The organism is Catenovulum adriaticum (assembly GCF_026725475.1).
Taxonomy (GTDB): domain Bacteria; phylum Pseudomonadota; class Gammaproteobacteria; order Enterobacterales; family Alteromonadaceae; genus Catenovulum; species Catenovulum adriaticum.
In genome coordinates, this window is sequence record NZ_CP109965.1 from 11,952 (window position 1) to 27,249 (window position 15,298).

Below are 15,298 nucleotides of genomic sequence, written 5' to 3' on the forward strand. Positions count from 1 at the left end.
TTTTTAACCTCAATTGTAGTGTAGTTGTTATTCTAAGCCGAGGTTATTTAGTTAATACGTCAATAATAGTTTGATGCAGTTTATCAACATCAAATGGTTTAGGGATATGTTCTATCATTCCAGCATTAAAGCAATTCTTTTTGTCTTGAATTGAGACATTTGCCGTCATTGCAACAATTTTACTGTTTCGACCATTTTCCATTTTGAGTATTTCTGTTGTTGCTGCAATTCCGTCTAACACTGGCATTTGAATGTCCATTAAGATCAACGGAAAGTGATTACTTGCAACTTTATCAATCGCCTGCTGACCATTTTCCGCTAAAGTGACATTCGCGCCCAATTGCTCTAATTGAAAAATTATAATTTGCTGGTTTATTTCATTGTCTTCAGCAACTAATACGGGCATACCATTTAGTTGTTGCTCTGCTTGTTGTTGAAGTGAAAGTGGTTGTGTTGTCGTTAGATGTTTGTTTTGTGACTCTGATTTTGCTAGTAATAAATCGAAATAGAAACGACTACCAACCCCTAGTTGGCTTTCGCATTGTAAGGTGCCTCCCATTAGTTTTATTAAAGTTTGGCTTATACTTAAACCGAGTCCTGTTCCTCCAAACTTGCGAGTAATACTGGGATCCGCTTGGGTAAATGAATCAAATATACTGGTTATCCTATCTTGCGGTATACCGGTTCCTGTATCTGTGACTTCTATATGTAGCCAGAATTGATCATTATGGTTTACATCCGTTTTGTAAGTTATCGCTAATTGAATACCACCATATTCGGTAAACTTAATTGCATTGCTACATAAATTCATAATAACTTGTTGTAACCTATGCTCATCACCTAACAATTTATCTTGTACAAGTGGAGTGTATTTTACTTGGAAAGATAAGCCTTTTTGTTTGATCTGGGCGGAAAATAGTTCAGTTATGCGGTTAACAAGGCGGTTAAGTGAGAATCGCTCTGTTTCAAGTTCGATTTTCCCGGTCTCTACTTTTGATAAATCGAGTACGTCGCTTATTAATGTTAATAAGGTTTTAGACGCGACCCTAATTTTGCGTACATAATCTTGTTGAGTGTGATCTAACTCTGTGGTTTTTAGCATGTCTGAAAGCCCCATAATAGCGTTTAATGGGGTTCTAAGCTCATGGCTCATGTTAGCCAAAAAGTAGGTTTTTTGAAGTGTTGCTTGCTCAGCTTTTTCTTTTTCTTTATTTAACTCTTTGGTTTTTCTTTTTACGGTGCGGGCAATCAAGTTACGATTGCTCATTAGCCAAATAATAAATAGCTGCACGCTTACTGCGATTAATGTGCCTATGGCTAAAATGCTCCAGCTTAGCCAATCTTTTTGGGCTGTTATCGAGTTTTGAGATATAGATAACTTCATCTGCCAAGGTTGATCGAGGAAGTTAAAGTGGCTGGTTTGACTTAAATAATGTTCGTTGGCGGAAAGCTGATTTTTATCAAATAGCATAGTACCGTTAGGGTGCGTCACTTGTAATTGATATTTATCGGTATGAACTTGGTTTAAAAGCGGGTACGTAATGCTATTAAACAAATCATAATAGTTAGTGACAAGTGCAACTAAGCCGATAGCTGTAGCCGTGGGTTTATCAGAATCAAAAACAGCTTTAAATAATAAAAAACCTTTTTTTTGTACTGTGCCTTGGAACAAATCTACTGGTTGAGACAAACTCATTTCTTTACTATCTATTGCTTTTTGTAGTGCGTTAAAACGTAGTTTTTCACTACTAAGATCAAGACCAATAATTTTTGAATTTTCAGCTTTAGGATGTGCATAAACAATAGGATAAATTTGTTTCGATTGGCTAGGGTTAAATTTAAGAGGCTTTATTTCTCTACCGTGAATTGAACTAAGCTGTCGATAAAATTCAGGTATTTGAGTATTTTCAACTACTTTTATCCATTCAATGGCTTGAGTTTGAATTTTATTATTGAGCATTTGTTGTGAGAAGTTGGTAAATTCAGCTTGTGTTACTTGTTGGCTGTTATTAAAAAAACTGGCTAACGAATGCAAATAAACTTGATAAAGTTCTAACCGTGTTTTTATTAAAAATTCAACTTCTTTTATTCTTTTGTCGACTATTTCTTGTTGTTTTTCTGATTGCTGTACTCGACTAAATTGGAAGGCAGTAATCACCAAACAGAATATTAATAGTGATGGAGTTAATAGATATACGATATTTTGTTTTAAGTTAAGCAAGCTCCGGTATGTTATTAAAATAATGGCCGGGCTAATCAGTAGACAGCCTAAAAGGTCTCCAACCCACCAAGTTACCCAATTAAAAAACCAGTTGTTAGCAGGTAAAATGTTAGCCCAGATTAAAATAGGTATATTTATCGATGCGGATATTAAGCAACTAATTGGCGCAAGCCTAATAAAAAACTTTAATATATCGGTTGGGGTGAGTAATGAAAAACGTTTGTTAAGAATAGGGCTAACTAACCTGTAGCCCACATATGCTTGCAAAGTGCAAGATAAAGCAAGAGCCACCCCAAGTATCCAATTAAGAGGTTGATACGCTTGTAGTCCAAAAAGGTAATAACTTAACGACGCAAGGGCAATGGCGGGTAAAATAGTGCGACCCCATAAAATGCACAAGCCAACAGCGATACCTGCTGCAGGCCAAATTGCACTTGCTAGATCGGGTTTTATCGAAAACAAAGAACCAAACAAGGCTGCAATAAAGTACAAAAGGTAAGCTATAATATTTTTTTTAATAACAGCCTGCATAAGTGTGTTTTTTACTCAGATAAGTGGACGTTTGTTTTAAGTGTATACTCAATTTAACTGATACGAGTAGTTGATTTAAAAAAAAGCTTAGTTAAATAAAAAAGCTTACAGTTTAATTGTTTTTGCGTATCCTGTAATTCATTTTGGTTTTCATTGTGTGCTTATGCAATATAAAGATTTACGTGACTTTATTGCTCAATTAGAGCAAAAAAACTTATTAAAACGAATTAAGCAGCCTGTCTCAACTTATCTTGAGATGACTGAGATAAGCGATCGTGTGTTACGAGCCGGCGGCCCAGCTTTGTTGTTTGAGAACCCAGTTGGATTTGATACTCCCGTGTTGTGTAACTTATTTGGTACATCAGAGCGTGTCGCTATGGGGATGGGCAAGCAATCGGTTGAAGCGTTAAGAGAAGTAGGTCAGTTATTGGCTATGCTTAAAGAACCTGAGCCCCCCAGTGGCTTTAAAGATGCGTTTGCTAAGTTGCCAGTTTATAAACAAGTTTTGAATATGGCGCCAAAAAAAATAAAAAAAGCGGCTTGCCAGCAAATTGTTAAAACCGGTGATGATGTCGATTTAACCCAATTACCTATTCAACACTGTTGGCCGGGTGACGCGGCTCCCTTAATCACCTGGGGATTAACTGTGACTAAAGGGCCGCACAAAAAACGTCAAAATTTAGGTATTTATCGCCAGCAAGTTTTATCAAAAAATAAAGTGATTATGCGTTGGTTATCGCATCGTGGTGGTGCACTTGATTTTCAAGAATGGCAACAACAAAACCCTGGTGAACGTTATCCGGTTGCCGTTGCTTTAGGTGCCGATCCCGCTACTATTTTAGGCGCTGTAACGCCAGTGCCTGATACTTTATCTGAATATGCATTTGCTGGACTGTTGCGAGGTAATAATACTGAGGTGACAGATTGCCTTAGTTGCGATCTGCAAGTGCCTGCAAGTGCTGAAATTGTATTAGAAGGTTATATAGAAGCGGGCGAAATGGCAGATGAAGGTCCATATGGGGATCACACTGGCTATTATAATGAAGTAGATAGTTTTCCTGTGTTTACCGTGACTCATATAACTCACCGAAAAGATCCTATTTATCATAGTACTTATACTGGCCGTCCACCTGACGAACCCGCTGTTTTAGGGGTTGCGTTAAATGAAGTTTTTGTGCCTATTTTACGTAAGCAATTTCCTGAAATTGTTGATTTCTATTTACCACCGGAAGGCTGCTCGTACCGTTTGGCTGTGGTCACAATGAAAAAGCAATATGCAGGGCACGCTAAGCGAGTCATGATGGGGGTCTGGTCTTTTTTACGGCAGTTTATGTATACCAAGTTTGTGATTGTGTGTGATGATGATGTGAATGCCAGAGATTGGAAAGATGTGATTTGGGCAATTACAACACGTATGGATCCGGCACGTGATACTACTTTAATTGAAAATACCCCAATTGATTATTTAGATTTTGCATCACCTGTTTCAGGGTTAGGTTCAAAAATGGGCTTAGATGCCACCAATAAATGGCCAGGTGAAACCACCAGAGAGTGGGGGGTTGCAATTGAAATGGACGAATCTGTTAAACAAAAAGTAGATGATATTTGGGACGAGTTAGACATTATGCCTAAATAGCCATGAACTCTGTTCAAGTAACGCTAAAACCCAGCGGCATACAATTTAGTGTAGAACCGCTGGAAACCATAGTTGAAGCAGCGCTTCGGCACAATATCGATTTTCCTTATTCTTGTTTACAGGGTACATGCGATACCTGTATTTGTAAGTTAACTAAGGGAAAGGTAAGCTATGGTGATTTACCCTATGTATTTACCGATGAAGAGAAAGCTCAAGGGATTACATTTGCTTGTATAGCCTATCCATTAACGGATATTGAGCTTGAACTACCAAATGTGTAAAGTGAGCAATAGTAATTAAGAATACCAATTAAGAGAAATTAAATGTTTGATATTGAATGTAAAGTGGTTGAAATTAGTCAGCTAACAGAGCACGTCTCTAAAGTTTTATTAAAACCAACTGAGCCCTTAGTTTTTGTAGCTGGTCAATATATTGAATTGGTTATTGGCGAAAATGATAAGCGACCTTTTTCAATTGCGAACTCTCCGTTAGACAACGAATTTATTGAACTGCATATTGGCGCGGCGCAAGCTGATAAATGGGCATCCACGGCATTAACTCATATCAAAAACAACCCAACTGTAATGCTTCATGGCCCATCAGGTAAAGCTGGTTTGCGAGATAATGATACTCGACCTGTTATTTTGTTAGCAGGTGGTACAGGGTTTAGTTATACCAAATCAATTGCTGAAACTTTGCTTAAGCAAAACTTCCAGCAACCGATCTTTTTTTATTGGGGGCTACGTAATCAAGCAGCAGCTTATGAACTTGAATATTGGTTAACGATGCATGCAGAGCATAAGCATTTTAATTTTATTCCAGTTATTGAAGATGCGGATGCATCATGGCAAGGTCGAACGGGCTTAGTGATTGATGCAGTATTAGCAGACTTTACTAATTTAGCTGAGTATCATATTTATTGTGCAGGCCGTTTTGAAATGGTTGGAAAAGCGAGAGAGGCTTTTGTAGCTAAAGGCTTAGATGTTGAGCATATTTTTGGTGATGCATTTTCTTTTATTTAATGGATAGCTTTAACATTCAATAAATTATAGGGTGTTTAGGTTGCTGATTTTTCCTGCAACTTAAACACGGCAAGCCTAAGCGTATTATCTGCCTGTTCGCCCCTTTTAAGTTTCTTATTATTTTTTAATTTGCGCCTTTATTTTAAGCTTTAAACTTAGCTTAAGTTAAAGACACCGCCTAGACTTATCCATCTCACTTAAAAATAATCTTTCAATAAAATTAGCATCCTAAACAGGTTTAACTATACTTAGGCGTAACGTTAAATTGATTCAAAAACTAGGTGTTTAACAATCGGTTAATGCATTATTCAATCTTGGTTTAGCTTGTGTTGACACCTGATTGGTGGCTGAAAAAATAAGCGTTGCTAATACGTCATCTAAAATTTTGCAAAGAACAAAGTAACACTTAGTTATGGGTGTAATCGTTCATATTATTTGTTAAAGGTTTATTCAGGATGCTAAACCCAAAGTCGACTGCTGAAACAGACCAAATGCAGCAGATTATCCATCAACTCACTGTCGCGGCAATTGGATTAAACGCCGCTAACAGCATTGTTGTGATTAATGAAGCAGGACTGAATTATTTAGAGTTATCGCAACAACCAGTAACAAAATTAAAAATTGAAGATTTAATCCCCGATGTTTATTCGTTAATGCGCCGATCAAGAGAAGATCAGCAAAATTACATGGTTGGTTTAGCTAAACGCGGGTTGGCTGATCCCTTTAATGCAAAGTTATCTTTTTCATTTTTTAAACGTGATTACCCAATAAATGAACAGCAAGTATCTACCTTGATATTTGTCGAAGCTCTTAACGAAGCGCAGCTTGACGAGTTAAATGATCAGCAAAGCATGCAATTTGATATGCTGAGTTGTTATGCGGGTGGTATTGCTCATGACTTAAACAATATCTTGAATGTAATCACGGGCCATTTAGAAATATTGCAATTATCAGCAGCGCAAGACCTCAATATAAAAAAATGTGTTTGCTCGGCACTAAAGGGGGTTGAGCGGGGGCGGGTATTATCTGCAAGGTTAGGCCACTTGGCCTATCATGAGCAAAAAAATGCATCTCCCTGTTATTTAAATAAAATTATTCAAGATAACCTTGAATTATTACAAGAACTTGTTTCTAATAGTGTAGAAATATCAATTGATTTAACGGAACATTTATTACCTGTTGAGTTGGACTCAAGCTATTTTATTGATGTATTGATTAATCTATGTATGAATGCCAATAATGCCATGGCAGGACAAGGTCGCATTGTAATCAAAACATTTTTAGCAAGTGCGCAAGAATTAAATGTAACAGCAGCAGAGAATCAACAAATTTTTATCGGTTTAAGTATCGAAGACTCAGGTTGTGGCATACCTAAAGTAATACAAGACAAAATTTTCTCCCCTTTTTTTACAACCAAAATGAACAACAAAGGAACGGGGTTAGGGCTGAGCTTGGTGCAAAGCTATATGCATAACCACAACGGGTTTATTACACTCAAAAGCAAAGAAAATGAAGGTAGTTGTTTTTATCTTTATTTTCCAGCGTTGCAGTCAAGTAAAGTTGTTAATAATGAAAAGGAACCCAATATGGAAATAGAACAAAAGCTCAATGGCAAACATATTTTAGTCGTTGATGATGAAGCGCCAATTTTACATTTATTAAAAGAGTTTTTGGGTATATACGGACTTAATGTTAAAACAGCAAACTCAGGTAGCGAAGGCCTAGACTTAGCACAGAATGAAGACTTTGATTTGATTTTAAGTGACTTGGTAATGCCAGGTGAAATGGATGGTGCTGAGTTTGCTAGTTTATTACTCCAGCAAAAACCTGATGCCTCTATTATATTTATGAGTGGGTATACTGACAACAAGTTGATTGACAAAGAGGGATTGGCAAATATTCCTATCATCAGTAAACCTTTCAGAAAAAAAGAATTATTGAGTCAAATGGATGTAGTATTGACATAAAAATCTCTTCTAAATAAAGGAGTCAAGGATGCGGCAGATTTTAGTGGTTGATGACGATGAGCTAATGACTGAATTTATTAGCGATGCGGTTGAACTTGTAGGGGTATCTGCAACTGCAGTTGCAAATGGCCGAGATCTGCGAGCTATTAATTTAGAACATTATGAACATATCTTACTAGACCTATCCATACCAGGCTCAGATGGCGTTCAACTATTACGGTGGCTTAAGGATAAAGAGTACAAAGGCGCTATTTCAATTACCTCAGGTTGTGAAGCATCTGTACTAAATTCTGCTCAACAATTGGGTTTAAATTATGGTTTGAAGATGCATTTGCCTTTAGCAAAACCATTTCCACTTGAGCGATTATTAAATGTTATTCAAGATGATACTGCCAAAGCTCGAAAAAGCCCTAGCTTACCTCATGCTAATTTAGATGAAACTCTGTTAATTCCGGCGCTAAAAAATGCAATTAAAAACAAAGAGATAAAGGCTTTCTTTCAACCAAAATTTGATATTGATCAATTGTACGTATTAGGCGTTGAAGCTTTGGCTCGATGGCGCTTGGCTGACGGCACTATGGTTCCACCACCTATTTTTATTGATTTAGCTGAAAAGCATAACCTGATTGGGGAGCTAACGGATTGTATTATTCATCAGGTGCTACCTTTGTTGCAGCAGTGGCTAAAAGTGAATATCAATTTGCAAGTCTCTATCAATTTATCAGCAGCATCACTCAATAATTTAAACTTACCTGATTACTTAAGTCGATTAACTAAAAAATATAATATACCAAACAAAAATATTGTGGTTGAGTTAACTGAAAGCGCGTTGGCAGAAGATACTTCTGCATCAGTTGAAATTTTAACTAGGTTAAGAATGAAAGGTTTTGGTTTATCCATAGATGATTTTGGAACTGGCTACTCATCTATTAAGCAGCTACAAGATGTGCCTTTTAATGAGCTTAAAATAGACAGGTCTTTTATTTCAAATTATGCGACGCGACCCCAATCAAAAACCATTGTGGAATCAACCATTGAAATGGCGCATAAATTAAATATCCATGTGGTAGCAGAAGGTATCGAAGACGCTGAAACTTTAGATTATTTGAAAAAAATAAAATGCGATCAAGGCCAAGGTTTTTTTTACGCTAAACCTATGCCTGGCTCGGAATTTAGTCAATGGTTACATAACCACCCTGAATATTTAGATATTAGTGTTCCTTTTCATGAGCAAAAGCAAATTGTGGTGGTGAGTGGGGATAAGCTGTTTAGTGATACGCTTATAGATGTATTAAATGTTGAGTTTGATGTTGTTATTTTGAGTGATGAAAGTACGTTTATTAGCGAGCTGACAAATTACACAGCCGATATTATATTGGTTGATAATAGTTGTTTAAACGATGGGTTTGATGTTTGTCGCCAGATAAATGATCGTTTACTTGCGATAAATAGTACCGTCTTATTTGTCGGTAAACAGAACACCAATGAAAAACTAAAAGCTTTTTCCGCGGGCTGTGATGATTATTTTGTCAAGCTAGATTCAATAGGGCAGTTACAAACTAAGTTAAGAACTATAAAGCAGCACCAAGTTAATAAAAAGCCCCATTTATTCTATAGTGAAGCCGACGAAACGTTAGTGAATACAAACGAGTTAGGCTGCTATCGAGAGTTGAGTTTATTTTTATCGCAATTGATACTCTCTCAAGATCAAAACTCATTTATAAGTACTTTTTATGATTTTACTAATCGGTTTAATTGGCATGTATGTGTACAGTTAGAAACGCGAGAAGGTATTCGTCATTATCGTGCTGCTAATGCGGCTTGTTCAGCAATGGAGGAGAACACCTTTTCTTTATTAAAGGATGCTGGCGAAATTTATTATTTTAATAATAGGCTTATTATTAATGTAAAACATACTAGTCTGCTATTTAATTACTGCCCAGTGGTTAACGAACCTTGGTTTGAAGCTTTTAGTTTGTGTTTGGCCAAAGGGTTAGAAAAAAAGTGGCGTGAATTGTCACATGTAAATGCAATGGTTGAATTGATTAATGGATTAGAACTGGCGTTGAGCAGCTTGAAAAAGCGAGTTTCAACATTTGAACAGGACGCTCATAAAATTATTGATGCTTTGTTATTAGATATTAGAGCTAATTTACTGATTACCGCAGTAGATAAATCAGTGGAACACAAATTAATTAATCTAATTGAAACCAGCGTAAGTAAAGTACTAGCGTTAGGCGAAGATGGCCGAGAAATTGAAATAGAATTTTCACATATCATTACGCAATATAAACAGCACCATTTAAATAATAAATAAAATTACGGAAATATAGATGGATAGTTTTTTTTCTTTTTTACAGCGACAAACTTTTTCACCGGAAAATGAAGCAAAATATCAGACTCACATGGATGAGCGAGTTAGACCGGTTGTCGCATATGTTTACGCTATAGGTGGGATAGTCCCGCTTGCTTTTTTAATTTTGTCTTATTTTATTTCTGCTGAAAACTTTTCAATTGTTGCCCCTGCAAGAGCTTGTTATTTAGTTGCGTGGAGTACCATAACTTGGGCCACATTTTCAAATAAACCTCTATTTTCATTGAAAACGTCGTTAGTGATTTATACTTTTGTCGGCGTTATGTTTTCTACTTATTTGAATATTTTTTTAACTCAAAATTATGTGTTTGTTGTTCCTACAGTTTTAATGTTTTTAATTGGGATTGTTATCTCGCAAATGGGGGCGAAAGTACAACTTATTGCAGGCTTGATTAGCTTTTTTGTACCCTTTTTACTTTTACAGGCAAAGCCTGAAATAAGTAATGTTGATATTTCGGTTTTGGTTTTATTATTTATTTGGTCGGTTATTGCTTGGATTGCTAGTATTATTTTAGAGCAGGTGAACCGTCGACTGTTTAATTATGAACAAGCGCTTGCCGAAACGAGTGAGCAAAAGCAAAAGTTGTTGGAAAAAGAAGCACAATCTAATCATTTTAAAAGTCAATTTTTGGCTAATATGAGCCATGAAATTAGAACACCTTTAACCTCCATAATTGGCTATTCAGAATCTTATTTATCAGCAGATAGCCAACAGTTAAAATGTGACCATGTTTTACCGACCATTTATACCAATAGTAAACATTTATTGAATATTGCGAACGATATTTTAGATTTGTCAAAAATTGAGGCTGGTAAACTTGAAGTTGAAAGTCGAGAGACTGATTTATTAAATTGGCTTGATAAACTGAGCCAAAACCAGCATGCATTGGCGCAGCAAAAAGGACTAAATTTTACAGTTAGCTATTCGTTTCCACTGCCTGATAAAGTGATAACAGACGGTACTCGTTTGTATCAAATTTTATTAAATTTAACTAACAATGCGATTAAATTTACAATGCAAGGTGGTGTGCATGTGCGGGTTGCTTACTCGAAACCTGAAGAGCAACTCAGCATTAAAATTAAAGATACAGGCATGGGAATGAACCAAACGGTTGTGAATAACCTCTTCCATGCTTTTAATCAGGCAGACAGCTCACATTCACGACGGTTTGGCGGAACTGGATTAGGCTTGTATATCTCAAAAGAGTTAATTGCAAGGCTGGGCGGTGAAATTAATGTCAGTAGTGAAGAAGGGATTGGCTCTGAGTTTAGTTTTACAATTACTGCGCCTGTTTCACCTTTAGCAACCTGGGTTAATCAATTGCCAACTGCAGTCGTTGAAGCGAGTCAAGATTCTGTACACAATGAAAAATTTAAAGGCCGAGTTTTATTAGCTGAAGATCATCTTGATAATAGCCGCTTAATTCGGCAAAGGTTGATTCAATTAGGCATTGAGGTGTGGTTAGTTCATAATGGGGAGCAAGCGGTTGAGAAAGCTTTATTAAATGATTTTGATCTCATTTTAATGGATATTCAAATGCCGATCATGGATGGCACTAAAGCGACAGAATTAATTCGTCGAAACGATCGTGACACTCCTATTATTGCGCTTACGGCCAATGCCATGAAGCAAGATGTTGATTACTATTTATCACACGGTTTTTGCGCTTATATTAGCAAACCTATTGATCAAGATGAATTTATCAGCCTGTTAGCACGTTTTTTACCGGTAGATATAAACGATGATGAAGATGACGATTTGTTATTTTCAATTGACAGTGTTGAGTTTGAAAAAATGGTTGTTGAATATAAACAAGGTTTACCCGCTCAAGTTAAACAATTAAAGCAGGCTAAAGCCGAAAATAATTGGAACAAAATTATTCAAATATCACATAGTATAAAAGGCTCTGCAGGTAACTTTGGTTTTCAAAAACTCACCGAAAAAGCGGCTGAACTTGAACACAGCCTAAGAGAGCAAAACTTCTCGGTTCATGAACGCTACTTTCAAACTTTATTAGATGAACTGGATTTTGTTATTTTAGAGCCCAGCTTAAATTAAGCGCTGCATCGGTTTATTAAAATGTAAGTCAAAAAGTCTAGTAATGTTTTGAGAAATGATTAGACTAAGCGCAAAATTAAGACGGAGTTATCCTGTGATCGAGTATAAAAACGCAAAGTTTACAATTAGCGCGCCTAATATTGCGAGTTTAGCGACAGATGAAGGTTTTGAAGTGGCTTTTGCAGGTCGCTCAAATGCTGGTAAATCTAGTGCATTAAATACGCTTACTGAACAAAAAAGCTTAGCGAGAACGAGTAAGACGCCCGGGCGAACTCAATTAATTAATATTTTTGAGTTAGATGAGCAAAGACGACTCGTCGACTTACCCGGTTATGGTTATGCAAAAGTTCCGTTAGCGGTAAAACAAAAGTGGCAAAAATCACTTGGCGAGTATTTGCAAAAGCGAGAAAGTTTAGCTGGTTTAGTGGTATTAATGGATATCCGTCATCCATTAAAAGAACTGGATCAGGATTTGATTTTTTGGGCCGTAGACAGTGAATTGCCTGTACTTATTTTATTAACCAAAGCCGATAAATTAAAACAATCAGCGCGTAATAAAGTGTTACAGGAAGTGAGACAAGCGAGTATTAATTTTGAAGGTGATGTAGAAGTGGAGCTTTTTTCATCTCTTAAAGGTACAGGGCTACCCGCTTTAAAGCGCAAGCTTAATGGTTGGTTTTCAGAACCTTTATTAAACCCTGAAACTGAAGTTGAATAGCCTAAGCTATTCAACGATTTATTCAGATAGAGCTTGGATAAACTAAACACCGCACCAAGCTCAAATAAACTCACCTCAATATAAGATAACAGCTTCTAATCTATTTATTCAGCAGGTTTAAATTAATTAAAATATCTGATTTAGCTCAGCATCCATAACTTCGCCAGCTTGGTTGGCATTAAGCATTTCAATCCTTGGGCTATCATCAATATATTGAGTTGGCTCTGTTCCACTAATAAAGTACTCAAATATTGAGCTATAATCAGTTTTATTTGTTAGTTTTCCGGTTTCGCGGTCAATACGAACGGTTGTTATATCTTCAGGTAAAGTTGTACTTTGCTTTGGTTTATTTTCTAGCGCGACTTTTAAAAAGTCGACCCAAGCGGGCAGTGCGGTTTGGGCCCCAAATTCTTTACCGTAAACTTGTTCTTTTCCTAGATTATTATTGTAACTGGTTGCGCCTAAGGCGCGTCTATGGTCGTCAAATCCAACCCAGCTTGTGACAACTAAATCAGGAGCATAACCACTAAACCAAGTATCTTTTGCTTCATTGGTGGTACCTGTTTTACCGCCAATATCTTTTCTTTTTAGTACTCGAGCGCGCCAGCCCGTTCCATTCCATCCTGTGCCTCTATTCCAGTTACCACCACCCCAAATTGTACTTGTCATCGCATCAGCAATTAAAAATGAGTTTTGGGCGGATATTGCTCTAGGGGCGGGCTCAACCGTTTTTTCAGTCATATCAGGGTTAGTAGAAAAAGATGAATCCACTTCCGTTTTTTCCGCTTGGCACGGATCGCAGGCTAGCTTAGGATTAGCTTCAAATAATACATTGCCTTGCATGTCTTCAATACGTTCAATTAAATATGGTTCAACAATAAACCCGCCATTGGCAAAAGCAGAGTAGGCACTAACTAACTCTAGCGGTGTAAAGGAAGCGGAGCCCAAAGCTAAAGATTCGTTTCTGGGTAAATCGTTTCTATCAAATCCAAATTTTGACATGTGATCAATTAAATCGTCTAAGCCAACAGCACGCAGTAATCTAACCGATACCACGTTTTTAGATTTAGCTAAAGCTTTGCGCATTCGAATTGGCCCATCATAAACTGCTGGTGAGTTTTGCGGACGCCAAACGGTGCCTTGTCTTCTATCCCACTGATTAATCGGCGCATCATTAATAATACTAGCTAATGTAAATCCATGAGCGATTGCGGCTGAATATATAAAAGGTTTTATGTTTGAACCCACTTGGCGTTTAGCTTGGGTTACACGGTTAAATTCGCTTTGTCTGAAATCATAGCCACCCACTAACGCTTTTAATGCGCCGTTATTGGGATCGAGTGCAACTAATGCAGCTGAAGCATCAGGGTATTGTGAAAGCTGCCAGGTATCATCTACTTTTCTAACACTGACTAAGTCACCTTTTTTTACAATATCAGTGACAGATTTAGGTTCTTCACCCTGACTATCATCATCTATGTAAGGACGCGCCCAGCTCATACCTGACCAATTAACAACATCGTAAGTACCATTTTTACGTAAAAAGCTAAATTGGTTTTTTTCGGTGTCTGTATTTACTACCACAACGTTTTCTAACCAGCCAAAATCGGGTTCGTTTTCAAGCTGTTGAATTAACGTTTCATCGCTAGGTTTAGATTCTTCGCCATCAATCCAAAGCGCTTTTTGTGGGCCTCTATAGCCATGACGTTCATCATAGTTATGCAGGTTTTGTCTTAAAGCATCCATGGCTGCAGTTTGTGTTTTTGAGCTGACGGTAGTAAAAACTTGGTAACCTTGTGTATATGCAGTTTCTTCTCCATATTTTTCAACCATTTCTTGGCGAACCATTTCAGCGATATATGGGCTATCTAATGCTATTTCAGCACCATGGTATTGTGCTGTTAAAGGTAAGGATATCGCATCTTGATATTCTTTTTCATTAATATAATTTGCATCTTTTAAACGCCACAAAACGGTATTTCGTCTAAATAAAGCGCGTTCAGGATTACGTAGTGGATTATATGCTGTAGGGGCTTTTAGCAGACCAGTGAGCATCGAAAGTTGTGCAATATTGAGTTCATCAATGTTTTTCCCATAATACACTTTAGCTGCTGCGCCAAAACCAAATGCACGGTAACCTAGTTCAACTTTATTAATGTATAAAGTTAAAATTTCTTCTTTGGTTAGCTCTTGTTCCATTTTTAGCGCGATAAAAATTTCTTTTATTTTGCGGATATAAGTTTTATCTCTATTTAAGAAAAAACCACGCGCAACTTGCATTGTTATTGTACTGGCGCCTTGCTTTTTAGTACCACTGGTCAATACTGTAATAGCGGCTCTGACTATCCCGATAAAATCGACACCGTTGTGTGAGAAAAATCGGTTATCTTCAGTTGCTAATAAAGTATCAATTAATTTGGGTGGAATATCCTCGTAGCGCATGGGGATTCGTCTTTTTTCACCAAATTGAGAAATAAGCAAGCCTTCAGCAGAGTAAACCTGCATAGGGGTCTGAAATTCAACATCTTTTAATGATTGAACAGAAGGAAGTTCATCTTCAAAATACAAATAAGTTGCATAAATAGTTAAGCAACCAGCTATGCTTGATAAGATAGTAAAATAAAGTAAATATTTAAGCGTTTTTTTCACAAATAGCATCCAGGCTGAAGTTATCTGGCGGTAAAACTTGAAACTCTATATTATCAAGTTTCAAAAGCGTTATGTTAAAAATAATTCAAAATGTGCAAAGTATTATGCATTTATCACTAAA

The 15,298-nt window shown here is 36.8% G+C and carries 9 protein-coding genes; 7 read left to right on the top strand and 2 right to left on the bottom strand.

Annotated features, from left to right (window positions below; all coding sequences use genetic code 11):
• Positions 1-43: 43 nt before the first annotated feature.
• Positions 44-2,713, bottom strand: coding sequence for a CHASE domain-containing protein (locus OLW01_RS00050; protein WP_268074552.1), 2,670 nt, complete (start codon positions 2,711-2,713; stop codon positions 44-46).
• Positions 2,714-2,915: 202 nt separating this feature from the next.
• On the opposite strand from OLW01_RS00050, the gene ubiD reads away from it, so the two are divergent.
• The 7 genes from ubiD (at position 2,916) to yihA (ending at position 12,528) form a co-directional block, all read left to right on the top strand.
• Positions 2,916-4,388, top strand: coding sequence for a 4-hydroxy-3-polyprenylbenzoate decarboxylase (gene ubiD / locus OLW01_RS00055; protein WP_268074553.1), 1,473 nt, complete (start codon positions 2,916-2,918; stop codon positions 4,386-4,388).
• Between the two features lie 2 nt (positions 4,389-4,390).
• Complete coding sequence (locus OLW01_RS00060; protein WP_268074554.1) at positions 4,391-4,669, top strand: 2Fe-2S iron-sulfur cluster-binding protein; 279 nt, start codon at positions 4,391-4,393, stop codon at positions 4,667-4,669.
• A 42-nt stretch (positions 4,670-4,711) separates the two neighbouring features.
• A complete protein-coding gene (fre, locus tag OLW01_RS00065; RefSeq protein ID WP_268074555.1) occupies positions 4,712-5,410 on the top strand; it encodes an NAD(P)H-flavin reductase in 699 nt (232 codons plus the stop codon).
• 455 nt (positions 5,411-5,865) lie between these two features.
• Complete coding sequence (locus OLW01_RS00070; protein WP_268074556.1) at positions 5,866-7,377, top strand: response regulator; 1,512 nt, start codon at positions 5,866-5,868, stop codon at positions 7,375-7,377.
• Positions 7,378-7,405: 28 nt separating this feature from the next.
• On the top strand, positions 7,406-9,694 hold the full coding sequence (locus OLW01_RS00075) for an EAL domain-containing protein (RefSeq protein ID WP_268074557.1): 2,289 nt from the start codon (positions 7,406-7,408) through the stop codon (positions 9,692-9,694).
• A 16-nt stretch (positions 9,695-9,710) separates the two neighbouring features.
• Positions 9,711-11,810: an ATP-binding protein gene (locus tag OLW01_RS00080; protein WP_268074558.1), complete on the top strand. Its 2,100-nt coding sequence runs from the start codon at positions 9,711-9,713 to the stop codon at positions 11,808-11,810.
• Between the two features lie 55 nt (positions 11,811-11,865).
• Positions 11,866-12,528, top strand: coding sequence for a ribosome biogenesis GTP-binding protein YihA/YsxC (gene yihA, locus OLW01_RS00085; protein WP_428980167.1), 663 nt, complete (start codon positions 11,866-11,868; stop codon positions 12,526-12,528).
• A 126-nt stretch (positions 12,529-12,654) separates the two neighbouring features.
• Here yihA and OLW01_RS00090 read toward each other — a convergent pair whose 3' ends face one another.
• Positions 12,655-15,186 (bottom strand): penicillin-binding protein 1A, encoded by a 2,532-nt coding sequence (locus OLW01_RS00090; RefSeq protein ID WP_268074560.1) that lies wholly within the window; start codon positions 15,184-15,186, stop codon positions 12,655-12,657.
• Positions 15,187-15,298: the final 112 nt, after the last annotated feature.

Coding starts and splice junctions, on each gene's coding strand:
- ubiD (WP_268074553.1), top strand. CDS start 2,916: ATGCAATATAAAGATTTACGTGACTTTATTGCTCAATTAGAGCAAAAA.
- OLW01_RS00060 (WP_268074554.1), top strand. CDS start 4,391: ATGAACTCTGTTCAAGTAACGCTAAAACCCAGCGGCATACAATTTAGT.
- fre (WP_268074555.1), top strand. CDS start 4,712: ATGTTTGATATTGAATGTAAAGTGGTTGAAATTAGTCAGCTAACAGAG.
- OLW01_RS00070 (WP_268074556.1), top strand. CDS start 5,866: ATGCTAAACCCAAAGTCGACTGCTGAAACAGACCAAATGCAGCAGATT.
- OLW01_RS00075 (WP_268074557.1), top strand. CDS start 7,406: ATGCGGCAGATTTTAGTGGTTGATGACGATGAGCTAATGACTGAATTT.
- OLW01_RS00080 (WP_268074558.1), top strand. CDS start 9,711: ATGGATAGTTTTTTTTCTTTTTTACAGCGACAAACTTTTTCACCGGAA.
- yihA (WP_428980167.1), top strand. CDS start 11,866: ATGATTAGACTAAGCGCAAAATTAAGACGGAGTTATCCTGTGATCGAG.
- OLW01_RS00090 (WP_268074560.1), bottom strand. CDS start 15,186: ATGCTATTTGTGAAAAAAACGCTTAAATATTTACTTTATTTTACTATC.